24 protein-coding genes and 3 tRNA genes are annotated in these 25,115 nt (G+C 37.2%); 21 read left to right on the forward strand and 6 right to left on the reverse strand.

All coding sequences use genetic code 11. The features are described from left to right. The 11 genes from AC27VX_RS20365 to AC27VX_RS20415 all read left to right on the forward strand — a co-directional run bounded on the left by AC27VX_RS20365 (window position 1) and on the right by AC27VX_RS20415 (window position 11,516). Window positions 1-822 carry a siderophore-interacting protein gene (locus AC27VX_RS20365; RefSeq protein ID WP_488697598.1) on the forward strand — a complete coding sequence of 274 codons (822 nt, stop codon included), beginning with the start codon at window positions 1-3 and terminating at the stop codon, window positions 820-822. A gap of 65 nt (window positions 823-887) precedes the next feature. Then, complete coding sequence (locus AC27VX_RS20370) at window positions 888-1,631, forward strand: DUF6796 family protein (protein ID WP_488697600.1); 744 nt, start codon at window positions 888-890, stop codon at window positions 1,629-1,631. Next, complete coding sequence (locus tag AC27VX_RS20375; protein ID WP_488697602.1) at window positions 1,628-3,376, forward strand: ABC transporter ATP-binding protein; 1,749 nt, start codon at window positions 1,628-1,630, stop codon at window positions 3,374-3,376. Before AC27VX_RS20370 ends, AC27VX_RS20375 begins: the two co-directional genes overlap by 4 nt. 159 nt (window positions 3,377-3,535) lie before the next feature. Then, window positions 3,536-4,138, forward strand: a complete 603-nt coding sequence (locus AC27VX_RS20380; RefSeq protein ID WP_488697604.1) for a TlpA family protein disulfide reductase — start codon at window positions 3,536-3,538, stop codon at window positions 4,136-4,138. A 55-nt stretch (window positions 4,139-4,193) separates the two neighbouring features. Beyond that, complete coding sequence (locus AC27VX_RS20385; protein WP_236858742.1) at window positions 4,194-4,682, forward strand: SMI1/KNR4 family protein; 489 nt, start codon at window positions 4,194-4,196, stop codon at window positions 4,680-4,682. Between the two features lie 11 nt (window positions 4,683-4,693). Beyond that, on the forward strand, window positions 4,694-5,419 hold the full coding sequence (locus AC27VX_RS20390; protein WP_488697606.1) for an SMI1/KNR4 family protein: 726 nt from the start codon (window positions 4,694-4,696) through the stop codon (window positions 5,417-5,419). Continuing rightward, window positions 5,404-5,967 (forward strand): Crp/Fnr family transcriptional regulator, encoded by a 564-nt coding sequence (locus tag AC27VX_RS20395; RefSeq protein WP_488697608.1) that lies wholly within the window; start codon window positions 5,404-5,406, stop codon window positions 5,965-5,967. The genes AC27VX_RS20390 and AC27VX_RS20395 overlap by 16 nt, the downstream gene beginning before the upstream one ends. Before the next feature lie 99 nt (window positions 5,968-6,066). Beyond that, window positions 6,067-6,456: a RidA family protein gene (locus AC27VX_RS20400; protein WP_488697610.1), complete on the forward strand. Its 390-nt coding sequence runs from the start codon at window positions 6,067-6,069 to the stop codon at window positions 6,454-6,456. Window positions 6,457-6,552: 96 nt separating this feature from the next. Continuing rightward, window positions 6,553-7,341 (forward strand): SDR family oxidoreductase, encoded by a 789-nt coding sequence (locus AC27VX_RS20405; protein WP_488697612.1) that lies wholly within the window; start codon window positions 6,553-6,555, stop codon window positions 7,339-7,341. A gap of 38 nt (window positions 7,342-7,379) precedes the next feature. Next, the gene (locus tag AC27VX_RS20410; protein WP_488697614.1) at window positions 7,380-7,925 is read left to right on the forward strand and encodes a hypothetical protein; all 546 of its coding nucleotides are present in this window, start codon (window positions 7,380-7,382) and stop codon (window positions 7,923-7,925) included. Between the two features lie 105 nt (window positions 7,926-8,030). Further along, window positions 8,031-11,516: a glycosyltransferase family 117 protein gene (locus AC27VX_RS20415; RefSeq protein ID WP_300691629.1), complete on the forward strand. Its 3,486-nt coding sequence runs from the start codon at window positions 8,031-8,033 to the stop codon at window positions 11,514-11,516. A 99-nt stretch (window positions 11,517-11,615) separates the two neighbouring features. Here the strand turns inward: AC27VX_RS20415 and ric are convergent, their stop codons facing one another. From ric to AC27VX_RS20440, 5 genes are all read right to left on the reverse strand, one after another. Beyond that, window positions 11,616-12,341, reverse strand: coding sequence for an iron-sulfur cluster repair di-iron protein (gene ric / locus AC27VX_RS20420; RefSeq protein WP_236858749.1), 726 nt, complete (start codon window positions 12,339-12,341; stop codon window positions 11,616-11,618). Between the two features lie 39 nt (window positions 12,342-12,380). Beyond that, window positions 12,381-12,806, reverse strand: coding sequence for a c-type cytochrome (locus AC27VX_RS20425; protein WP_488697617.1), 426 nt, complete (start codon window positions 12,804-12,806; stop codon window positions 12,381-12,383). A gap of 18 nt (window positions 12,807-12,824) precedes the next feature. Continuing rightward, complete coding sequence (locus AC27VX_RS20430) at window positions 12,825-13,277, reverse strand: hypothetical protein (RefSeq protein WP_488697619.1); 453 nt, start codon at window positions 13,275-13,277, stop codon at window positions 12,825-12,827. Window positions 13,278-13,329: 52 nt separating this feature from the next. Then, entirely contained in the window at window positions 13,330-13,761 is a 432-nt protein-coding gene (locus tag AC27VX_RS20435; RefSeq protein WP_236858752.1) for an RrF2 family transcriptional regulator, read from the reverse strand. A gap of 100 nt (window positions 13,762-13,861) precedes the next feature. After that, complete coding sequence (locus tag AC27VX_RS20440) at window positions 13,862-14,674, reverse strand: AraC family transcriptional regulator (RefSeq protein ID WP_236858753.1); 813 nt, start codon at window positions 14,672-14,674, stop codon at window positions 13,862-13,864. Between the two features lie 132 nt (window positions 14,675-14,806). Between AC27VX_RS20440 and AC27VX_RS20445 the strand changes: the two genes are divergently transcribed. The 10 genes from AC27VX_RS20445 (at window position 14,807) to AC27VX_RS20490 (ending at window position 24,250) form a co-directional block, all read left to right on the forward strand. Beyond that, window positions 14,807-16,129 (forward strand): TolC family protein, encoded by a 1,323-nt coding sequence (locus AC27VX_RS20445; RefSeq protein ID WP_300691640.1) that lies wholly within the window; start codon window positions 14,807-14,809, stop codon window positions 16,127-16,129. 4 nt (window positions 16,130-16,133) lie between these two features. Next, window positions 16,134-17,198 (forward strand): HlyD family secretion protein, encoded by a 1,065-nt coding sequence (locus tag AC27VX_RS20450; protein WP_488697621.1) that lies wholly within the window; start codon window positions 16,134-16,136, stop codon window positions 17,196-17,198. Beyond that, window positions 17,191-18,783, forward strand: a complete 1,593-nt coding sequence (locus AC27VX_RS20455; protein ID WP_488697623.1) for an efflux MFS transporter permease — start codon at window positions 17,191-17,193, stop codon at window positions 18,781-18,783. The genes AC27VX_RS20450 and AC27VX_RS20455 overlap by 8 nt, the downstream gene beginning before the upstream one ends. 513 nt (window positions 18,784-19,296) lie before the next feature. After that, window positions 19,297-19,369: transfer RNA gene (locus AC27VX_RS20460), tRNA-Lys, on the forward strand. Between the two features lie 223 nt (window positions 19,370-19,592). Beyond that, on the forward strand, window positions 19,593-20,381 hold the full coding sequence (locus AC27VX_RS20465; RefSeq protein ID WP_236858757.1) for a helix-turn-helix domain-containing protein: 789 nt from the start codon (window positions 19,593-19,595) through the stop codon (window positions 20,379-20,381). Between the two features lie 211 nt (window positions 20,382-20,592). Beyond that, entirely contained in the window at window positions 20,593-21,294 is a 702-nt protein-coding gene (locus tag AC27VX_RS20470; RefSeq protein ID WP_488697625.1) for a DAPG hydrolase family protein, read from the forward strand. A gap of 295 nt (window positions 21,295-21,589) precedes the next feature. After that, window positions 21,590-21,662: transfer RNA gene (locus AC27VX_RS20475), tRNA-Lys, on the forward strand. Window positions 21,663-21,790: 128 nt separating this feature from the next. Beyond that, window positions 21,791-21,863, forward strand: a tRNA-Lys gene (locus AC27VX_RS20480). Between the two features lie 194 nt (window positions 21,864-22,057). Beyond that, window positions 22,058-22,930 carry a helix-turn-helix domain-containing protein gene (locus tag AC27VX_RS20485; protein ID WP_236858759.1) on the forward strand — a complete coding sequence of 291 codons (873 nt, stop codon included), beginning with the start codon at window positions 22,058-22,060 and terminating at the stop codon, window positions 22,928-22,930. A gap of 99 nt (window positions 22,931-23,029) precedes the next feature. Further along, entirely contained in the window at window positions 23,030-24,250 is a 1,221-nt protein-coding gene (locus tag AC27VX_RS20490) for a TCR/Tet family MFS transporter (RefSeq protein WP_488697627.1), read from the forward strand. Window positions 24,251-24,502: 252 nt separating this feature from the next. On the opposite strand, the gene AC27VX_RS20495 is transcribed toward AC27VX_RS20490, so the two are convergent. Further along, the gene (locus tag AC27VX_RS20495) at window positions 24,503-24,991 is read right to left on the reverse strand and encodes a GNAT family N-acetyltransferase (RefSeq protein WP_236858761.1); all 489 of its coding nucleotides are present in this window, start codon (window positions 24,989-24,991) and stop codon (window positions 24,503-24,505) included. Window positions 24,992-25,115: the final 124 nt, after the last annotated feature.

The raw sequence follows: 25,115 nt of genomic DNA on the forward strand, positions 1-25,115 counted from the left end.
ATGAGAAATTTTAAAGCAATACAGGCAGAATTTACAGTAAGCAGAAAAGAATATATCACACCGCATTATATCAGGATTTTTCTGACAGGAGAAAAGGTCTCTTTAATAGCCAATACGACGGTAGGAGTGAACAATAAAATTCTTATTCCGCCAAAAGGAGCAGACCAGGTTCACTTTCCGGAATTTGATTATGATAAAATGCAGTGGAAAACTCAGCCTGAAGAAATTCGTCCAACTATAAGAACCTATACCCATCGCGGGATTGATCTTGAAAATAATGAGATCTGGATTGACTTTGTTGCTCACGGAGATGAAGGTCCGGCGTCTGCATGGGCCCTGGACGCTAAGAAAGGAGATTTGATAGGGGTAGTAATGAAAGACGGGAAAACAGAGCTTTATGGAAAGGCTGATCATTATATCCTGGTAGCTGATTCAACGGGAATTCCCGTATTAGCAGCAATTCTGGAAGACCTTCCGGCAACGGCTAAAGGAATCTGCATCATTGAAGTTGATAGCCAAGAAGATGAACAGAACTTACAAACACTTGCGGAGATTGAATTTATCTGGATTTATAATGAGCACCCTCAGCAGGGCAGCAGACTTGCGGAAGTAGTCAAAGAACAGGTGCTGCCTGAAGGATCGCGCTCCGGTTATGTAGCAGCAGAATTTTCATCAGTAAAAGAAATCCGAAGATATCTCCGAAAAGATAAACAATGGAAACAGGGAGAGCTCTATGCCTATTCTTACTGGAAATCCGGAGTCGCAGAAGATAAATCTGCAACAGAAAGGCATGCGGAGAATTCCGAAGCCGACGTTCACTAATACCTGTCTAATGGTTATTTAAAACTATAACTCTGACTAAAAATTAATGATTTACAGAAAAATATATGAAATATTCAAATAAAATAAATTGGTCTTTTGGAGCAGCCGTTATCGTCTCAGTTTGTTGGCTTATTGGCGATATTTACGTTGCCGGATTTGATCCCGATCCAGCCGATTATCCGTTGTTTTCAAAAACTTATGCAGACCATGTGAATGTTGAATTTGCAACTTTGATGCTGGAGGGCTCAACTGCCAGACTGATGTTTGGTGCGTTGATTGGGGCACTTACAGGTCCATTATTAATTCCTGCAAGCTGGCTGGTTTATCAGTTTTTTAAAGACACCCAGAAATGGTACGCGGTTTTTGTCTATTGGGTATTATTGGCAGGAGCCGTTCTGTCTCCTTTAGGTCATGCGGGATTCTTTTATGTAGGGGAAATCTATAAAGCGGTTTATCATACAGATCCGGTTTCACACCTTTACCTTTTAGATACAGGAAAAGCATTTATGAAGATGCTGAATATTGCCTGGGGAGCGGCCATAGGTGTATTGGCAATCGGCTGGATCTCATTTGCCGTATGCATTCTTTTAAATAAAACCCTGCTTCCTTGGTGGATGGCTTTGCTGACACCGTTTGTGCTGACTATGTTCATTATTCCTGTTAAAAATATGCTGCCTCTGCCGTATTCAGGATGGGTGGGCGGAGCTATATTCAATATTGCTTATCTGATATTCTTCAGTTCACTGCTGTTCCTGTTCAGAGGAAAATTGATGAAAGAATATGAAACTTCTAAAAGAGCTTTACAATGATAAAAAACTTAAAGTATGTCACCTCCTTCAATCCGAAAGATACCCGGAAAGTTGCTTTTACGGAGATTGTACACAGTATGCTTATCGCTGCTCCCTCAGGTATCCTGCTGGTGGTAGTGTGGGAGCTTTTTTCAGAAAAGCCGGATCATACAAGAATTTGGTCCGTAGTTGCTTTGATGGCGGTGATGCTTCTTATTCAGTTTTTTGTGGCTTCCCGTTCCATGGTGAGATCGAATCTTCTGGTATATGATCTCTCTACAAAACTGCGCATTAAACTTGGAAACCATATTCAAAAATTTTCTTTGGGATTCTTTAAACAGAAAGATCCGGGAGAGATTGCTTCTATTGTTTTGCAGGATGTTGCCAATTTTGAAGGAATATTCGGACACAGTATTGGCAACCTGGCTTCTGCCGCATTTGGTACCGTTTTACTATCCGTTTTTCTTTTTGTATATGACTGGAGACTGGCACTTTGCCTTTTACTGGCTTTACCACTCATATATCCTTTTTTAAGGATAGCCAATTATTTGGTAAGCCGTTTAGGAAAAAAACAGATTGCGGCCAGAAATACAGTAGGAGCGAAATTTTTAGAATATGTACAGGGAATCCGCCATCTGAAATCCTATGGGCTAACGGGAAAAAGGCATAAAGGACTTGAGGATTCTTTTGATGATCTTCGCCGTAAGAGTATTCGTATGGAAGCTATTCCAGGGCCATTCATTGTGACGGCAGCTATCGTCTTTGAGATTGGTTTTATAGGAATGACGGCACTTGGATTGTATTTTCTTCTTCAGCAGTCCATCACCATTCCGGTACTCATTACTTTTCTGATCATGGGATATAATCTGTATAATCCTTTGAAAGTAGTAATGGTGGATTACCTGATGCTGAGGTATATGAATGAAAGTCTGGCCCGGATTATCGGAGTTTTGGAAGAGCCTACCATGGAAACCCCAAAAGATGAGCTTCCTGAAAACTATGAAATAGGTTTTAAAAACGTGAACTTTGGATATCAGGATAGAATGACTTTAAAGGATATCAATTTTACTGTTCCTGAAAACTCGATGCTTGCTTTGGTAGGGCACTCAGGTTCAGGAAAAACAACAATTGCATCGCTTATTGCCAGATTCTGGGATGTGAATGAAGGAAGTATTACTCTGGGAGGAATCGATATCCGAAATATTAATCAGGATAAATTTTACAAGCTGATCAGTGAAGTGTTTCAGGAGGTATACCTTTTTGATGATACCATTTATAATAATATTAAAATTGGAAATCCTGATGCTTCAGAAAAAGAGGTGTATGACGCTGTTGAGCAGTCACAATGTATGGAATTTATCCGGGAACTGCCATATGGAATTCATACAAAAGTAGGAGAAGGGGGATGCAAATTATCAGGTGGGCAAAAACAGAGAATAAGTATTGCAAGAGCTTTGCTGAAAGATGCTCCGGTTGTTTTGCTGGATGAAGCTACGGCCAGCCTTGATCCTGAAAACGAAATATATATTCAGCGTGCCATACATGAACTGGTACGGTCAAAAACAGTTGTTGTTATTGCCCATAAACTATCTACGATACAAAATGCCAGTCAGATACTGGTGCTGAATGAAGGAGAAATTGCAGAAAAAGGAAACCATGAGGAACTTTTAGAAAAAAACGGAATTTACCGCACAATGTGGGATATACAAAAGCAGTCAAACGGATGGAAGGTAAAGTACACAAATGAAATTCTTGATGTATGCTAAAAATGAAGAGGTGTCTTTTTCTCGGTAAGAAAAGACGTCATGCAGGAGTGGGCCTTTAAGTCTTCGGATTTAAAGGCCTTTTTCTCTGGAAACATTTGCCGTTTACTTTCAAATCAAATATTAGCCTTATATTGCTGTAAAGAATTATCAGTAAAGAATATGGAACGACTGAAAAAATGGTTAAGAAGTAACTGGTCTACGGCAATCTTAATGATTCTGTTCATTATATTATTAGTAAATAAAGACGCTAAAGCATGGCTGATGAGACAGGTTGCTTCTACAGGAATTCTAAATTCCCATATTTCGGAACCAAAAGAAGATCATTCCGGATCAGGATATACGTCTTATGCAGGTTTTATACTGAAGAATGAAGATGGAACGGTCACTGATGTTTCTGATTTAAAAAATAAAGTGGTTTTTATCAATTTCTGGGCATCCTGGTGCCCTCCCTGCCGTGCAGAATTTCCTTCTGTTCAGAAACTCTATGAAAAATATAAAAGCAATCCGGATATAGTATTTCTTACTGTCAATATGGATGATAAGACAGAACTTGGAAAAACTTACTTACTGGAGAAAGGGTTTTCAGTTCCTTTTCTGGTCCCTGCTTCCAGTATTCCTGATGTACTCTATAACGGTTCATTGCCAACGACAGTTGTTCTTGATAAAAAAGGAGAGATTCGTCTTCACCATACCGGAGTAGCCGATTACAGTACAGGCTCTTTTTATGAACAGATTGATGAGCTGTTGAAACAAAAATTATGATGTATTAAAACTCTGACATTGAAATTATTTGTGAAAATTTATAAATCAGTTTATTATGAGTTTGTTTAAAATATTAACCATTGAAGACGTAGAATCCGAAATGCTGGCTGGTAAAATAGCTGTACAGAACTTTCCGAAAACAATGGCGTTTCCTCTTTCAGAATGGTACGTAAAATTAGTTACCCAGATTAAAACAATAGAAATCTCTTCCGAAGCCATCTTATACAGTTCTATAGAGGCCATTACTGAAAATAAAGAATTTGAATTACCTCACTACTGGTGCTTTGCCGGCAACGGACAGGGGGACCGGTGGTTCCTGAATTCCGGAAATCAGGTTTTTTTCTACGATCATGATTATGATGAAAAACTTGAACCGATGAATATTAACTTTGAACAGTGGCTCCAAATGGCATTTGTTATTCAACAGTTGGACCATTATTTTGAAGAATATGAAGATATCCCGAAACCTGTTAAACAGGAATTTTATGATACCTTGAATACCATTCATATAAAACTCAGTGAAATCTACCCATTTACATTTTAAACCAAAAAACAATGAATAATTTAACAGATTTGGAACAAAAATATAACTTTCAATACCCTGAAATTTACAGACGTTTATCCGAAAATAAGATGCTGGACTGGGGTGAATCCAGCTCAGACTGGTATAAGACGGTTTTTCCAAAACTAAAGGAAAACCCGCCATTGCTTTTATTTGGATATGATATTGAAATCTGGAATAATCATCAGCTCGTTGAAGGTTCAATTCAGGAGATGTCAGATGAAGATGATTACAGAAATATTCATTCAGATTATAAGTTTGTTCCGTTTGCTAAAAATGGAGCAGGAGATTGGTATGCTTTTCAGTTTGACTTACAGAATGACGGCGAAGTTCCTGTTACTTTCATACCTCATGACGATGTGGAAGCTGAGGTAATGGCAGGTAATTTTCAGGATTTTATTTTCCGCCAGCTCTTGGAGGCCGTAACTGAAATAGATGATGATTCCATGTTTTATGAAGACGAAGAAGCAGATCTGAAAGAAAATTTACTCAACCAACTGAAAACCCATGAGCCGTATCTAACCCCAAAACAGATAGACATTCTTAAGGATATCTACCAACGGGATATTTTTGAATATACTTACAAAGTCCCTAATGGACATACTTTTGAAGCAGAAGGTCTGGTAACATTTGATGAGGTCGAAGAGATTCTGGCTCGTGAAATAGCCTTCGAGCAGCTCAACAAAAAATTTAATTATACAGAATGCTGGGGCAGTTAAGAGTACATATTGAAAAGATAATCCTTGTAAGTGATGATGAGTTTGAATTCATAGCCTCTTGTTTCACTTATAAGAAATATAAAAAGCACCAGTTTTTGATACAGGAAGGTGAACTGGTTCTGTACAACTATTTTGTATTGAAAGGACTTCTGAAGCTGGTGTATACAGATGAAGCAGGAAAAGAACATATTGTAGGATTTGCAATGGAAGACTGGTGGGAAACTGATTTTCCTGCCTATTACCAACAGGCTGCTGCAACCATGTCACTGGAATGTGTGGAAAGCACGGAACTATTATGTCTTCAGCTGGAAGATTATAAAAAACTTTGCGCCAGACTCCCAAAACTTGAACACTTCTTTCTGGAGAAAGCCTATATGGGATTTATTGCAGCCCAGCAGCGTACCATTTCTATGATGACAACAGGGATCAAAGAACGTTATGATCAACTTGTAAAGAAGTATCCTTCGCTGGTTCAGAGAGTTCCGAAGTCTCTTCTTGCATCTTACCTAGGGGTGTCCAGAGAAACATTAAGCCGTTTGTCTTTGTAATAGGTGATGTTTCTCACTTTATAATCGTGATCCGGATCACAGAGGTTTGCCATATCTATTCTGCAATTTTGCATAGTAACATATAAGAAATTGAATACAATGGAAAAAAGAACGGTAAACCCATGGAAATGGCAGGATGAACGAAGCTATTCTCAGGCAGTTGAGGTGAAAAATGTCGAAAAAACGCTATACTGCTCCGGGCAGGCAGCGATAGATTCAGATGGAAGATCCAGTAATAAAGATATGAAATCTCAGCTTGAGCAGGCTATTGCCAATCTGGAAGAAGTCATCATGACAGCAGGATATGAATGTAAGGGAATTGTAAGATTAAACGTCTATACTACTTCCACAGAAGAGCTTTGGCCTTATTTTCCTTTCCTTCAGGAATGGATATCAAAACATAAGGTCGAACAGGCACTCACTTTACTGGAGGTAAACGGATTATTTGAAACTTTAAAAGTTGAGCTGGAAGCAACCGTTGTTCAATAATGACAAAAAACTAATCTGATTAATGTAAACCTTCAAAGTATATTTGGAGGTTTTTCCCTACATTTATCTAAGTTAAATCATAATCATTACAGAACTATGAATATTCAACTTTTTTCAAAAAATGCTTTGGTAGGTGCTGCTACTCAGGGAATAGGAGCAGGAATAGCTGTCGAACTGGCAAAATGCGGAGCCAATGTTACTGTAATGGCCCGTAATGAAACGAAACTTCAAAATATAGTTTCATTATTGCCTGTATTACATTCTGATCAGAAACACCAGTACCTGGTGGCAGACTTCTCAGATTTTGAGAACTATAAAAAAATTATTGGTGAATATTTCAGCAGTCACTCTGTAGACATTCTCGTGAACAATACGAATGGTCCCGAACCAGGGCTGGCACTGGATAAAACGGTGGAAGACTATCAAAAAGCATTTGACCTTCTCTTTAAAACGGTCTGTGAAACCACATTACTGGCACTTCCCCATATGATCAAGCAGGGAAGCGGGCGTATTATTAACGTCTCTTCACTATCTGTTAAAGAACCGATTGCGAGTCTTGCTCTTTCCAATTCTATCCGTTCGGCAGTCATTGCATGGGCTAAAACGCTGTCCAATGAAGTCGCACAGCATAATATCACCATAAATAATGTTTTAACAGGTTATTTTGATACAGAAAGAATCCAAAATCTTGTAAATCATGAAGTACAGCAATCAGGCAAAACTCCTGAGGAAATCAAAAAAGCGAGGGAAAATAAAATTCCTATGAAAAGACTCGGAAAACCCGAAGAATATGGACATCTGGTTGCTTTTCTGGCCTCAGAATATTCAGCTTATCTTACCGGAACAAGTATTCCGCTGGATGGAGGGTTGAATAATACGTATTAGAAAATTCATTTAAACAAGAAGCTGATTACTAAAATAAAATGAAAATTTTAATTAAATATGGAACCGTAGTTTTACTTTTTCTCCTTCTCATTAATTACACTCATACCTATTTTGATTTTACGGCTTCAAAATCAAATATTTTTGTTCTTCCCTTGATAGCAGGATTATTAGTGGTCAACTTTGTAATAATTTATACCCTTGAATCAAAACATATAACAACCAATTGGGTTTTTACTATATTAATTTTGCTTTTTGGAGTTAATCTATATTTGAATACTACTCAATCCAATAAGGAAATTTGGCATGAATACTACATTTCACCAGATCCCCAGTTAAAAACACGTGGCTATGAATTGAAACTTTATGCGGATAAAACATATATGCTTAATGAGTATTGGCATGGAGAAAGTAAACACTATTTTGGTGCCTATGAATTTGAAAATGATATTTTGACTTTAGGTGATAAGACTATAGAGGATAAAACGGAAAGCCAAATGACTTCAGAATATAAATATAATAATGCCACAAAACTTTTTGAATCTATTGAAAATGGATATCCAAACTTAAAGGTTCGTAATGAATAATAGCAAGAATTTCTGTTTTTTATGATATTTTATAAATAAAATCTCCAGTTTCCATGTAATAAATCCTTTCCCTCAATTGTCCTATTAATTATTGGAAAATATTATATGAAAAATTGGTCTTTTAAAAAATGGAACACCGTATTGGGGTGGTTCCTTTTTGCTGTTGCGCTCATTACTTATCTTTCAACAATAGAGCATTCTTTGAGTTTTTGGGATTGCGGGGAATACATATCTTCTGCCGTGAAACTTGAAGTAACCCACGCTCCGGGAGCAGCTCTGTTTCAGATCATGGGGGCAGTGGCAAGTATTTTTGCATTAGGAAATGCCGAAAACTATTCTATTGTTATCAATGCAATGTCTGCCATTTTCAGTTCTTTTACCATTTTGTTTCTGTTCTGGACAATTACCCATTTTGTCAGACGTCTTTTAAATAAAGATTTTGATGAAATTTCAAAACGTCAGGAGATTTCAATTCTTTTTGCGGGGGTGATTGGCGCTTTGTGCTTCACTTTTTCAGATACATTCTGGTTTTCGGCAGTAGAAGGAGAAGTCTATTCAATGGCTTCTATGTTTATTGCATTGCTGGTCTGGCTTGCCACTAAATGGGAAAATGAATATAATGCAGGAGATAGCGAAAGATGGATCATTCTGATGTTTTTTATTATAGGACTTTCGGTTGGAGTACATATGATGTGTATGCTGGCAATCCCTGCAATATGCCTTTTATACTATGCCAGAAATTATACATTTTCATGGAAAACCTTTGTTTTTGCAAACCTGATTACATTAGGAATTCTGGCATTTGTCTTCAAATTTATTTTCCCACTGATTATGACTTTGTTTGGGAAACTGGAGATTTTCTTCGTCAACGGACTGGGGCTTCCTTTTCATTCGGGAACTATTGTAGCGTTTGTTCTAATGGCTGCAATCAGTTATGTTTTAATTAAATATTCGGGAAAAACCAAAAGAAAGATATATCAGACCACTGTTTTATCTCTGGTCTATATGATCATCGGTTTTTCCTGCTGGCTGGTCATTCCGATCAGAGCAAATGCTAATCCGCCGATGAACCTCAACGATCCCGATACCGCAATCGGGATGAAAGATTATTACAACAGAGAGCAGTATGGTGACTGGCCAACGACTTACGGACAGAATTACACTGCATTTCTGGACAAAAAAGGAATAGAAAAAAATGAAGACGGAAGCTATAAAAGGCAGATCACAGGAGATATTTACGAAAAAGACGAAAAAACAGGAACTTACAGGAAAACGGGTGAACGTTTCAATTATGTTTTCAATAAATCTCATATCAGCTTTATGCCAAGAATGTTCAGCAGTGATGAAGATGTGATGGCCAATTATATCGCCTTATATGGTGCTCCTGACTTTACTTTCAATGATGACAATGAAGATGTGGCAGATAATCCGCAGGCCAAGAAGATCTTTGAAGATCTGAGGGCTAAATATGAAAATGATTCTATTACCGCTTCAGATTATTTGAAGGTAAAACCTTATAACCTGATTAATGTTCAGCGTCCTTCCTTTGCCCAAAATATGGATTATTTTTTCTCTTTCCAGAATGGATATTACTTTGTAAGATATCTGCTGTGGAACTTTGTGGGAAGACAGAATGACCTTCAGGGACATATGGAAAACACTCAAGGGAATTGGATTTCAGGGTTCTCCTTTATCGATGATATTTTATTGGGAGATCAGGATCATATGCCGGCTAAGTTTAAGAATGAAAGTACAGTGAAATTCTTCTTTTTACCGCTTATTTTAGGGCTTATCGGCTTCTTTTTCCAGCTGAACAGGGATTTCGGAAGATTTTATGCCCTTCTTTCACTCTTTATTCTTACCAGCGTAGGAATTGTTTTTTATACAGGAGTAAAACCGTTTGAGGTAAGAGAAAGGGATTATGCCATGGTAGGATCATTCTATGCCTTTGCCATTTGGATCGGTCTGGGAGCCGGAGCTGCTCTTTGGTTTCTTCAGTCAAAAATAAAATCCAATGGAGTTAATATTGTCTTTGGGCTAATATTGTTGGGAATTCCTTTTATGATGGGCTTTCAGAATTATACTTCACACGACCGAAGCAGGAAAACGGCCGCTCGGGACTATGCGTATTCATTCCTCAGGTCTTTGCCTGAAGATGATATCATATTCATCTATGGTGATAACGATACTTTTCCTGTCTGGGCCATTCAGGAGACAGAAAGATTCAGGGATGATGTGAAGACCGTTAACTTTACTCTTTTGGCCACTCCCTGGAATATTGATCAGGTTAAAAGGAAAACATACAATGCAAAAGGGATTCCGGGTGAATTAACGCATGATGAATACAGAGACGGAGTAAATGATCAGGTTTATCTGATGAAAAAAGAGGACTGGGAAGGCTTTTTTGCCATGCTTAAAGATCAGGGAGCCCCGGAAACGGAATTTCAGGAGTTTAGAAAATATCTGACTCAGGATTCTATGACGATGAAGGAGGCCATTAAATTCTTAAAGGTGAAATCTCCGGCAAAAGATGAACTGCTGAAGATGTATTTCGGCGAAAATGAATATGAAAAATATAATATTATTCCGGTGAACAAATTTATTCTTCCGGTGAATAAAGAAAATGCTGTGAGGGCAGGAATTATCAATAAGGCTGATCTTTCCAACGCTGTAGATCAGATCATGATCAGCTATCAGGGCAATACCATGTACAAAAGTAATCTGATGATGCTTGACATGCTGGCTAACTTCGACTGGAAGCGGCCGGTGAATTTCTCATCTGGAGGAATGTATGAAAGTGAAAATATATTTTATCTTGATGACTATCTGCAGTTTGATGGTTTCAGCTACAGGCTCGTTCCTATTCGTACCCCTCAAAGTCCGGATGGGGACAAAGGAAGGGTAGACGCCATCTCTCTTTACCATGTGGTGAAAAATTTCAGATGGGGGAATTTTAAAGACCTTAGTATTTATTATGATGAAACCGCTACCTCCAATATATTTGGTTACAGAATGTCGGTAAGCAGAGCTGTTTCAGCACTGGTTGTGAACGGACAGAAAGAAAAAGCACTGGAACTTTTAGATCTTGCCGCAAAAGAAATTCCTGTAGAAAAGTATAATGATCCACGTTCGTTAAGTTCAATGGTGACGGGGTATATTGTTGCCGGACAGGAACAGAAAGGTCTTCAGCTGGCGGAAGTACTTAAAAAAGGAATAATTGAAGAATATGACTATTACCATAATCTCTCTCCAAAATTTCAGGCCGCAGCCAGAAAACAAATGCGCTCAAAGCCTATGGAATATGCTCTTGTAGTTTCCGCTGTCACAGAAGCCTACAGAACATTAGGACAGAATGAAAAAGCTCATACTTATCTTTTAAAATCTGTTGAACCTATTGATAAAAAATTCAGTATTTTCATACAGGGTCTTCAGCAAATGGGTAAAGAAAAAGCCATGAAAGAATCTGAGAAAGTTCAGCAGATTGCTCCTTTTTATCAGTATTTGTTTAATGTGATGGAACCTTTTGATTCCACTTATTCTAAAAAGAAGGAGAGTCAGATTACTTCTGCGATGATCAGAGCGACACAGTGAGGTGAAAATTAAAATTAAAAATGAGAATGAAGAATGTAAGTTAGCTGTTTAAAATAAAAAAGCCTTTGAACTTAAAATTTAAAGGCTTTTTATCATCTTTTAAGACACTTTAGCAAACTCTTTTTCCAATTGTATCGCTTTTGGGAAGAGAATGTTATTTTCCAGATGGATGTGCTTATGCAGATCGTTTTCAAAATCCTGGAGCATGGCGAAAGCAACTTTATAAGTGTTGCAGGCATCAGCTGGCGGAAGATATTCATCGGTGATTTCTGCAATTTTTCTGAAACGCTCACCTTCCACAGTATGCTCATGCTGCATGATATGCACAGGGTTTTCTACAGTCCCGAAAACAGTTTGTGGCAGGGCAGCTCCGGATAATTTAGCTTTCATCATATTTCGTACAAAAGGAAACAGAATCAGTTCTTCTTTTTTCATATGAGCGGCCAGATCATGAGCGGAGTCATTAAATAAAGTACTGATTTCAAATAATTCCGGATGCCTGTCACCGTGAACTTTACATAGTTTGTCAAGAAAATCCTGAAGAACAGATGTTTTATCTTCTACATAACGGTGGTGCTTTTTCTCAATATAATCTGTCAGGAGGTCAAGCGGCCAACTGTTGAAATCTATGGATGCACCTTCGTTTTCAGGAAGGGTTTCCAGTTCTTCGTAGATCTTTTCCGGTTTGAGTTTCTTTTGAGAGCAGGCTTCTTCTATCGTTCTTCCACCTTTGCAGCAGAAATCAATTCCATATCTTTTAAATACAGCTGCAGCCCTGAAATCTTCAGCAACGATGTCTCCTATAAAATCTGTTCTTGTATTCATAATATAATATTTTTTTGTCTTTTGTTATTTTAAAATTTTTTATTGTTTTTTAAGGGATAAAATATACTTTACCATCAGTTTAGCATTGTCTTTACTTAATCCTGTATGAGCGGTCATAGGAATTTCGCCCCAGTTTCCTTTACCTCCGTCAATAATTTTCTGCGCCAGCATATCGAGATCAGCCTCAGAATATTTCTCTGCAACTTTCTGATATGAGGGGCCTATTAATTTTGCATCTACTTTGTGGCAGGTAAGGCAGTCTGTTCCTTCAATCAGTTTCAAGCCTTCATCATTGGAAACTTTGGCAGAAACTACTGGTGCGGGAGGGGTCTCAACAGTCTGAGGAGCGGATTCGGAATAATAAGGTTCCGGCTGTGGAATGGGAGTAGTTTCAGGTTTGGAACATGAAAAAATAAGTACAGATACAATCAATATCATTGCGTAATTTAAAAATGGTGTCTTCATAATAGAGATGATTTGTTATTAAATAATATGTTTTTTAAACTGTAAGATAACTGCCAGCGTCAGTATCACAGCTTTTGCAGTTTCTGTGTAAATAAAAAAGTCGTGGAGTGGAGTAGGCGGTAATAATTTCCCTGATGAAAGTAAATCTACACGGGAATCCAAAACCGGAAGTATCCAGAGTTTTTCAAGAATAAGAATGAAAATCAGAAGTCCTATGGTTATAAAATCCAATTTTGTATAATTTCTACGGCTGATGAACATGAACATGAACATGAAAATCAGAAGAAGGAATCCTCCTTGTATATTTGTTGAAATCCCAAATATGAGTTTTCCCAATTCTAGCGCTGTCGGGAGCGCCATCCCCGGCACCTGAAATTTCAGAGGAGTCTCTAAAAAACTGACGGTGATAAACATTCCGGCCATCAGACAATACAGCATTAGTACTAAAGGGTTTTTAAGGCATAACTTCATTTTTTTATTTAATATATTAAGATCTTTTTATCTTTTATTATTGTAATTTTTTTTACACTTTTAGGTGGGTTAAATTTAAATCAAGATTATCAACGAACATTTGTATTCTGGAAGTTTCAAGCATAATGCGGAGATCCTGTCTGATGCTTTTAAACTGCTCATGAAGTGGACATGGGTGCGTTTCTGAACATTGTTCGAGTCCCAGACCACAACCGGAAAAAAGCTTATCACCATCAATTTCTTTGACAATATCGGCAATACTTGTATTCAGGTTTTTATGATCCATATAGAAACCTCCGTTCGGTCCTTTGGCCGACTGTACAAATCCTTTTCTGCTCAGATCCTGTAAAATCTTTGCGATAAAGTGCTCCGGCGAATTAATACTTTTTGAAATATCTTTAATTCCTACGCGGCCACCATCTTTAGACTGCTGGGCGATGTAAATTAAAGCTCTTAAAGCATATTCGCAGGTTTTTGAAAACATTGTACTGAATTTTATAATACAAAAGTAGTAACTTATTTTTAATAGAAGATAAAAAACTCTTTTATTTTTTTAAGCCTGCTAAAGATCATACTTCTACTCTTTATCCGGCAGGATTTCTGAAAGATTTACTGCTCTTTCTTAAGTCTGATGGTCTGGATTGCGTAAACTCATGAAAAGTGTCGCTGAATGCACTGATTGAGCTGTATCCCACATCATCTGCAATTTCATTGATGGGTTTATCTGTGTTGAGAAGGAGTTCAATAGCTTTGATGATCCTTAAAGTTTTCAGATACTGAAGAAAGGAAATATCCATATCGGATTTGAATAAGCGGGATATGGAACGTTCGCTCAACCCGAATCTGGTACTTACATTGGCAAGTGTATGTTTCTCACCGATATTCCATTCAAGATAAGAGGTAATTCTCTGCATCTGCTTATTATGAGTGGATGGGAGAATGATAGGCAAAGGCTGTTTGTGCGTTTTGGGCAGTATTTTTTTTAAGGCAATGAGAAACTCAAAATTTTCATCTTTTTCTGTGACATGCTTTTCGTCCCATATCTCTGTATATCTGATCATCTGGATCAAAAGTTCTGAAGCCGGATAAATTCCCAGTCTTCCATAGAAAGGATCAGAATCATCATCATGAGCATAGAAATACAGCGAATGCAGAACCGTAGCAGTATGGCCTATTTCCAGGATATGTTCCATCCCCTGAGGAATCCAGAAGAAATGCCTGGCAGGAACTACATAGGTCCGGTTGTTGATCGTAATATATGCTATTCCACCTTCTACATAGCTCAACTGTCCTTTTGTATGCTTGTGAAATGGAATCAGCTTTTCAGATTTTTCGTGCATGACGAATACACTTTTATCATGTTCATCTATATGCGGAAGTGTTGCAATAAGTCCCATTGAAGTATTAAAATGATGATGAATATGCAAATATAATCATTTGGCCGGAATCATGTAAAACTTGACTATTTTAGATAAAAATAATCTCCAGATTGCCAATAAATTTGCAGAGCAATAATTCGAAAAATTCAGATGAAAATTTATCTCACCGGACTGCTGATGCTGGGAACTTCCTACACAATATCAGCCCAGGCAGGCAGCTCCAGAATTGATACCATACGTTTATCCCTAAAAGATGCATGGCACAGAGCTGAGGAAAACAGCCGTCATATTAAAATCAATACCCTCAGTACAGACATTGCCGAAGCAGAAGTAAAAGATGCCAAAAGAGAACGGCTTCCGGAAATTGGAGTTAAAGGTTCCATTGAAAAAGCTTCCAATATTCCTATTTATGAAAACGGAATTTTTTCCAAACCTACCCAGCACGAAGTGATCCATACACTTTACAGAGCAGGAGCAGATTTTTATCTGAATATTTATGAAGGAAATAAGCTGAACCTTAAGATTAAAGAAACTCAGACGCTTCAGAAAATTAAAAACATTCAAAAAGAACAGGCCGTTTCTGATATTCATTACAAGACAGCAGCCCTTTATCTTGATCTTCAGAAAACATTGATCTTCAGAAACCTCATCAAAAAAGATATTGAAGACCAGAAAGTACAGCTTAAAGAAATACAGACGCTTTATAAAAACGGAGTCGTACTGAAAAGTGATGTTTTAAGAATAGATCTTGAACTGTCCAAACGTAAAATGGCCCTGGTCACCATTGAAAATGATATTCTGATTGCAATGCAGAAGTTAGATATTATCTTGGGAATTCCCGATGAACAGATCATTATTCCTGAAGAACCATTGAGTGAATGGGATGAAAAAATGACATATAATGAGTATTTGAAACTGGCCATGGATCACTCTTTTGATTATCACGTATCAGAACAACAGACCGAATTGAGCAAAGTAAAACTAAAACAGGTAAAAGCCAATGTGAGCCCTAAAATAGGTTTGTACGGAGAGTTTTATTACGCCAATCCCCAGATTTTTCTTTATCCTTATAATCCTGACTGGTATTCGTTAGGAATTGTAGGTTTAAAAGCTTCATTTTCCATATCATCACTGTATCATAATACTCAGAAAGTAAAAGCGGCTGCTTTGGAATTTGAAAAAGAAGAAGAGGTACATAAGGATACGGAAGATAAAATAAGACAGCAGGTAAAAGAAGCCTATCTGCGGTATCAGGAAGCCCTTGAACAGATAAAGGTAGCAGAAACCAACGTTGTCCAGGCCAAAGAAAATGCAAGGATTATGAAAAACACGTATTTCAGCCAGACTTCCCTTATTACCGATCTGCTGGATGCAGATATACAGCTTCTGCAGACCAAATTTGAACTGGAAGCAGCGAAGATTATGGCACAAAACAATTATTATCTATTACAAAATATTACTGGCACTTTATAATACAATGAAAAAAAAATATACCCCTACCGACAGGCTGATTACAAAAATCACAGGATGGATTTCAGTCTTAATCGTTGCTGCACTTATTATCTGGGGAGGTTTTACCCTTAAAAATTATTATCGGTACGAGCAGACCAATGATGCTCAGGTGCAGGAATACGTTAATCCTGTTATTTCAAGAGCAGGCGGATTCATTGTAGAAGTAAAATTTGAAGAAAATCAGGAAGTAAAAAAGGGCGATACTCTTTTGGTGATTGACAACCGGGAGTATGTTCTTCAGCAAAAACAGACTCAGGCAGCTCTTCAGAAAGCCTATGCAGAATTGAAAGTACTGGCAAGCAATACAGGTACCACAGCTAAAGAAGCCGCAGCATCACAGGCTCAGGTAGAGGCCAGTAAAGCAAAAGTATGGAAACAGGAGCTTGACTATAAAAGATACGAAAAGCTTTACAATGAAGAATCTGCAACCAAACAAAGGCTTGAAGATGCAAAAGCCTCATTGGATATCAATGAAAGTGATTACAAATCTTCCCAGGATAAGTATGCAGCATCCGTTTCTAAAATCAATGATATTCAGGCTGAAAAAACAGTTGTTCAGGCTGAAATTGTAAGACTGGAAGCTTTACTGGACCGCCATAAACTGGATGTCAGTTATACAGCTGTTACCGCTCCATATGATGGAAGAATGGGAAGAAGAACTGTTGAAACGGGCCAGATGATTGAAGCTGGAGAAACGCTTGCATTTATCGTCAACAATGAAACCGACAAATGGGTCGTAGCCAATTATAAAGAAACGCAGATTAAAGATATGCATATTGGTGATCATGTGAAAATTGTGGCCGACTCTTATCCTGATGAAGAATTTCAGGGAACTATTATATCACTTTCTCCGGCTACCGGATCAAGTTTTTCATTGCTTCCTCCTGATAACTCCACCGGAAATTACGTAAAAATCGTACAGAGAATTCCAGTGAGAATCAGAGTGGATGGTAAAAGAAACGAAATTGATGTCCTTAAAGTAGGGATGAACGTGAATGTATATGCTGCTAAAAAGCATTCTAATGGTTAAAAGAAAAACACCTTTTTTCAAAAGATGGGCTCCTGAATGGCTGGTGAAAATTATACTTTTCTCCATGACCTTACCTGGAATCATTATATTCTTTCTGCCATTATCCAATGTCAATGCTGCGGCAGGATACTATGGCTGTGAGCCTGCCGATATTCAGTTTTCTGTAGCGCTGTTCTATGCCGGATATGTTGGCTTTTACAGCTTGGAAAGAAGATTTTTCAGCTTTCTGGCGGCCAAAGAATATTTTCTTTTATTCACAACATTACAGATACTGGCCTGCCTGATCTGCTATTTTACCCGCGAGGTGTATATTCTGTTTCCGGTACGTTTTGTTCAGGGAATGTTGTTTGCAGGGAATGTCAACTTATCGCTTACCCAGATATTCACAAGACTTAGCAGTGAAAGAGGTCGGGAAATCAGTTTTTCCGTGTTCTTTGGGATTCTGCTTTGTGCTATGCCTTTCAACAATCTGATCACGGCGGATCTTATTGATTCTTATAATTTTAATATTGTCTATAAAACGGCAATATTCTCCTATCTTCCGGGACTGGTTTTCCTGACCCTTGCCATGAGCAATTACAGAAGCCATGCAAGATTTCCGCTCTATAAACTGGATTGGGAAAGCTTTGTGCTTTTGAGTATCATATTGGTATTAATCGGGTATATCACCATTTTCGGGCAGGAATACTATTGGCTGGAGGATAACAGAATTTTAGGCAGCGTTATCGGAATTATAATCGTGGGGGCCATCTCTGTTTTCCGCCAGAATACGATTAAAAGACCCTATATTGATTTGAGAATCTTCAGATACCGAAATTTCAAAGTGGGTTTACTGATTCTTTTTGTCATGTATATTTGCCGCTTTGCTTCCGGGATTACGAATAATTACTTTGCTGCAGAACTGCATTTGGACCCTTTTCATATTTCATACATTAATGCTTTTAATCTTGCCGGGCTTGTTGCTGGAGTGATCATCGCCTGCTGTATGGTATTGCAGAAGAAAAGAATCCAGTACATCTGGGGCCCGGGTTTTTTGATGCTGCTGCTGTTTCATGCATTAATGTATTATTCTTTTGATGTACAGGCCGATGAGCACAATTATTATATTCCCTTATTCATTCAGGGTTGGGGAGTAGGGTTGATCATGGTTCCTACCATTATTTATATTATATCATCGGTTCCGGCTTCTATTGGACCATCGGCTGCGGCAACAGCACTGGCGGTGCGCTATTTCGGTTTTTGTATCAGCATTGCATTGATCAATTTTTTTGAACTTTTTGAAAAAAGCCGTCATTATAATGCCTTTCAGGATCATTTAAGTGCTGTAGATCCTGATGTTAAAAATTTTCTTCATCAGCAGACTGCCAAGCTTATTGCCAAAGGAATGCCTGAAGACCGCGCTGTGAAAGCTGCCAATAAATTGCTGGTAGGAAGAATGAATGTGCAGGATCATGTGCGTTTTGCTATGGATTATTATGAGATGATGGTGTGGATGCTTGCTGCATGTATGCTGTTGATTTTTCTTTTTCCTTATCTGAACCGTACCGCCCTGTATTTAAAATCCCGCAGGCTGTCTCCTGCATAAGATTGACGCTGAGATTTTAATAAAATTAAGAAGAGTGAAGCTGTTTTAGCTTATTTTTATAGTTGAGTGGTAAGAGGCTGTCTTTCAAAGGCAGTCTCTTTTGTATTGAAAAAAAACATTTTTACCTATCAAAAATGGATTAGTCTCCTTAAATATTTGAATATTTAAGTGTAATGATGTGATTTTGAACAACTTATTTTTAAAAATGAAATCCCTTTCCTCAAAACCTAAAGATCGTGGAGTAAAATTTGACATTGAGACCTTCATAATCCTGAAAAAAAGTATTGACAACGGTCGGTAATAATAGTTTTTTTACAAATCAATAGTGAATCAGCGGGAGTCCGAATTTTTTATAAAAAAAACAGATCAGCGTAATTTATTTATAAACAGATGCTTGCTGATGATGATGAAAAAAACAGCAAAAAAACAGTTGGAAAAACTTGGAATTAAAAGGGAAATTTCTATCTTTGCAGTCCCTTAAACAAAGGGATTTACTTGAAAAAGTACGTGGCCGACTCGGTAGCTCAGCTGGTAGAGCAATACACTTTTAATGTATGGGTCCTGGGTTCGAATCCCAGCCGGGTCACAATCAGAAAGAACTATCCTTTGGTAGTTCTTTTTTTTATCTAAAAGGTGCCTAATCGGGATAAGCTGCAGACTGATGTAGTGATAAAAAGTGCTTGATATAAGATGTTTCTCACTGCTGATTGAAAGCGTATAAAAACTTTAGATAGTTTCTCTATATCAATCAATGAATTAATTGAAAACACTGCTGTATATTTGTATATAACAAAAATCTGGGCACCAATATGAAATTCATTCATCAGACAGATCCTTTAAAATTTACTTTTTTTGAATTACACCATAGTCCGGATAATTATATGCAAAGTCCCTACAGGGCTGATTTCTTTGAAATGATCTGGCTTAAAAAAAATCAGGAACACGAAATCTTTCTTATCCCTCCATATCGCCTTGCTGAGATGAGCATTGACGATAAAGAGGGCTGTTTAATTGCTTTCAAAAGAGAATATCTGGAAGAAGATAATAAAGAATACGCACTGGATGTTTTTAATCTTTTCAATATGCACGGACAGTATTCCAGTTTTCGTTTAGATCAGGATGTTGTGGAAACCTTTGAATATCTAAAAATACTGATAGAAAAAGAATACAGTCATCCAATGGGAACTTTTCTGGCTTTAAAGGCTTTGTTAAAGGTTTTTTTACTGAATCTTATCCGCATTAACCAAAATTACTTTTTGAATCAGGATGTCAATCAGAAAAGGGTGTATCAGTTTATTATGCTGATGGATGAGAATTATAAAACAGAAAGAAAAGCAGATTTTTATTCGTCAAAAATGGGCATCAGTGAAAAGAGGATTAACCAGATTCTTAAGGATAAAATGAACAAGACCCTTACACAGCTTCTGCATGAAAGAGTCATTTTGGAAGCCAGCAGAAGCCTCATAGCAGGTGAACTCACAATAAAGGAAATTGCATTTGATCTAAACTTTGATGATCCGGCTTATTTTTCCCGATTTTATAAAAAGCAGACAGGTCATACTCCCGAAGATTTTAAGAAACTTAATTCAGTGCTCTAAACTTTCTTTTTGAATTCCGGTTTTTTCAGCGCCGTATCATTGAAATTTTTCAACCGGGTTACCTATTTCCAAATTGTACAGATGGATTGGATAATTGTGCAAGTACATTTCTACAGGGCTGATCTAACTTTGACTTATTATTCATGGCTGATCTTGTAGTGGAGTACAGGATTTTCAGCCCAATATTTAACAAGTATAAAAAATAGTAAGTATGGAATTGACAAAGGAAATTGAAAGCCAGATCTTTGAGAATATTGACGCTCTATTATCATCTAAACCCATATCTCTTGAAGCGGGTATCAGAAGATTGGACAACGGAATGCTTCATGTGGCTATGAGGAATATTTTACACAACTGTAAAGGAAAAATGCTGGACTGGTGGTTTAAGTATTTTGAAACCACTGCCGATTTAAAGTTATGGCATCCCCATGATCATATAGAACACGGAGGATGGGATCATCAATGGATTAAGCATAAGAATTATATAGGGGCTACTATTCATGCAACAGAATCATTGGGAGATATTCCCCCTGTACCGGCGACAATCAAATTTCATGATCCTGCAGAAATTTTCAGTCCGGAAATTTTAAGAGAAGCTTATTGCAGCGGAGAGGTAAGTGCAGTTATTTATGCCAGAATTGGATTTGGGGAAAATACTCCGGTAGATTCAAACGGAGATCCGGTAGACGGCTATATGTTTCATGTGGTAAGAGATACGGTGCAGGGATGTACATTGAGAAGTCATTTTTTTCTGGGGGCATTAGCAGCAGACAGTGAGCACCAGCTGTCTGATGAAATCGGATTCGGGCTGATGGAGCATTGTTACAGTGAGTTTACCTATCTGGCGCAGATTCTTCCATCTCTTTACTATGCCGAAAATAAAACAGGAGATAAGGCGCCTCTTCTATGGTAACTTTCCACGATAAGCTGTCTTTTTTTTATAAAAGAAGCGACATCGGTTTTGAAAAATAAAGAAAAGTTTATAAAGATGCTATGTGAAAAATTTTCATGTAGCATTTTTTCAAATAATTATTGCTCAGCAAGTTGTACGATCCGGTTCAGTTTTGAATTTATAACCGCTTTCGCTTTTGCCTCTTTAAAGAGAATTTTTTTAATAAAAAAAGCTTGAAAAAACTTGGAATTAAAAAGGAAATTTCTATCTTTGCAGTCCCTTAAACAAAGGGTTTACTTGAAAAAAGTAAGTGGCCGACTCGGTAGCTCAGCTGGTAGAGCAATACACTTTTAATGTATGGGTCCTGGGTTCGAATCCCAGCCGGGTCACTAACAATAAAAATTACTGGATTTGTAATTTTATTCACTGCATGATAAAATTCTATCTGCGGAAAATATAAAAAAAATAAGATTAAATTGAGTAGTTTTTAATTATTCATTTTTAATTAAAAAAGGCCGACTCGGTAGCTCAGCTGGTAGAGCAATACACTTTTAATGTATGGGTCCTGGGTTCGAATCCCAGCCGGGTCACTAAAAAGCAACTCCAAAAGAGTTGCTTTTTTTGTTTTCCTTCGGGATGAGAATAAGGGGTCAATTCAAGAAGGCCAGAGGGGGTGACACTGCTGAGCCAATTCCGATGGGATCTACTGGGCTGCTCCAAAGAATCTCTGCTATTTTTTAATTTATTTTAGTACTTTTTAAGCTTCGTTTTTGGATATTTGTACATGGCTCTATTTATAACTTTAGATAATGTCTATCAACTGTATAATCTTGATTCTTCGAAAAAGACGGAGGGAATAGTTATTCTTAGTCAACAAAATGACCCAAAGAAGAAATATACAGCGCATAGTCGCCTATTTGATGGCTTATTACTTGGCTTCATGGTACGAGGATCCATGAAATCGCAAATCCATTTTTTAGAGTATGAAATAAACACGGGTGATATTGCTGTTTTACAACCGCAATTAATGATTGACACAAAGTCATTGAGCGAAGATGCAGAAATACTAACAATTGGTCTTTCATTAGATTTTATTACAGAATTTCCCCTTCTACGTAAGTTTGTAATGAATAACCAAATTAGATGGCAGCCCATTATCAGACTTCAACCCGAAGATATAAAGCTCCAGAATGAATTATTGAGACTTTTACAAAACTTCTATCATAAAAAGCCGAGTTGTAATAAGACACAAATGCTACGGAATCTTGTTATGGTCCTGATTAGTATGATTTCTGAAGTATATTCTAATTTACCGAACAACAAAAGCTTAGTAAAAAACCGAACACATGAGATTATAGATGATTTTTATCGACTAATCTCAAAGTATGCTAACCAACAGAGAAGTGTTGCATTTTATGCAGAAAAGCTACATTTAACACCACAATATCTGTCGGCTTTCCTAAAACAGAAAACTGGAAAATCTGTACTACAGTGGATTGATCATATTACAATTCTGCACGCTAAAACATTATTAAAATCTTCTAATTTATCTATTAAGGAAATTAGCAATGAGCTTCATTTTGAAGAGACAAGTACCTTTTGCAGATACTTCAGAAGAATAGTAGGCGTGTCGCCAAAAACTTATAGAAACGAATAATAATTTATATTCGGCGATCTATCCCACCAACTTTCAGATTGTACGTAAACTCCATTAAACTGTCAATTCCTTCTTTTTATCTCTGTTTAATTTTACAGCATGAAAAAAACAGGTAAAAAAGCAGCTATCGGATTTATATTTATCACGTTGTTGATTGATATTACAGGTTGGGGAATTATACTTCCCGTGGTTCCTAAACTCATTGTAGAACTTATCCATAGTGATCTTAGTGAAGCAGCAAAATATGGAGGTTGGCTCGGTTTCGCTTATGCTATTACGCAATTTATATTTGCACCTATAGTGGGTAATCTCAGTGATAAATATGGAAGACGCTCAATTATTCTAATTTCTCTTTTTGCATTTGCTGTTGATTATCTACTATTAGCACTTGCACCATCCATTGGTTGGCTGTTTTTTGGAAGAATCATTGCCGGGCTTACTGGGGCCACTATTTCAACGGCTAGTGCATATATAGCTGACATATCCACCGATGAAGACAGAACCAAAAATTTCGGTTTGATAGGTGCTGCTTTTGGATTGGGATTTATTATAGGTCCGGTAATAGGTGGTTTACTTGGTCATTATGGTGCAAGAGTTCCCTTTTATGTTGCCGCTCTATTATGTATGGTAAATTTTTTTTACGGATTGCTTATACTACCAGAAAGTTTAGAAAAAGATAAACGTCGCTCATTTAACTGGAAACGTGCAAATCCTATAGGAACATTTAATTTTTTTAGAAAACAATCAAAAATATCAAACTTTGTCGTTGCTTTAATTTTGGTCTATGTTGCTCTTCATGCTGTACAAAGCAACTGGCATTTCTTTACCATGTATAAATTTAATTGGACGGAAAGAACTGTAGGCTTATCACTCGGTTTACTTGGTCTATTGATTGGATTGGTACAGGGAGTTCTGATAAGGTGGACAACCCCAAAATTAGGAGAAGAGAAAAGTGTATATTTTGGGCTGCTATTCTATGCCTTGGGTTTAATGCTATTTGCATTTACTAATCAAGGGTGGATGATGTTTATTTGCCTTATCCCTTATTCTTTAGGAGGAATCTGTGGGCCGGCACTACAATCAATAATAAGTAAAAATATTCCTTCCAATGAACAGGGCGAACTTCAGGGAGCATTAGCAAGTTTAGTGAGTGCTACGTCTATTATAGGTCCTCCGATTATGACCAGTTTATTCTATTATTTTACACATGACAAAGCACCATTTGAATTTTCAGGAGCGCCATTTTTTCTAGCATCCATTTTAATGGCGATTAGTGCAATTATTATATATATTACTTTTCAGAGAAAAAGCAAACCGTGATCTAAAACATAAAAACGACACCACATAATGAGTACAAATAATCAGTCTTTATCTTTGTAGCTTACCTGATTTTTTCCGGAGGCTTTGGTTGGGCAGGTATATGTTGATCAATTATTTGTATAGATATGCCTGAATGGATTAATATCTTTTAGCTGATTTAATCACACTTCTTCCAGTAGGGAGTTCGGGTTTTGCACCAATGGGTTCACAACGAAAAAGAATTACTGTTTTAGTAATTCTTTTTTTTTGTTTTTATCCCATATATTTCATTACAAGATTGCCGGAATTTTCCTTTACACTGATTTCTTCTTTTATTTCTTTAAATCCTATTTTTCTGTAAAGGTAAAAGGCTTTGTCATTGCCCGGGGTTACTTCCAGCAATATCTCAATGGTATTGAACCTGTTTTTTACTTCATTAATTACCGCTTGTATTAATCCAAAACCTATATTTTGTCCCTGAAAATCTTTTTTCACATACATCTGATAAATATGTCCGGTGTTATTTTCACCTTTTACGAAAACACAAATACCAACAAGATGCAGATCTGCAAAAGCCCCATAAACGAACCTTTCCGGTGTTTGATCTTCAATATCACTTTCTATTCTGAACTTTCCGGTTTTTAAAGCTTCTTCATAACTGGCGCCAAATGATTCCGGATATGTTTTAAGGCTTTCAAGACGAATTGCCCGGTAGATTTTGCTTTCGGCGGCCTGCAACGGTCGATATGTAATGTTTATCATAATTTGTATGAGATTTCAAGCTGCAAATATGCATGTGATTTCCGAAACTCGGTCATACAAATGTAGTTAAATGTTTCTTATCAGTTAAAAAAAGTGAATGCATCATCAGCGTGATTTATTAAAA

This window comes from Chryseobacterium sp. 14P4.3.2 (assembly GCF_057799275.1).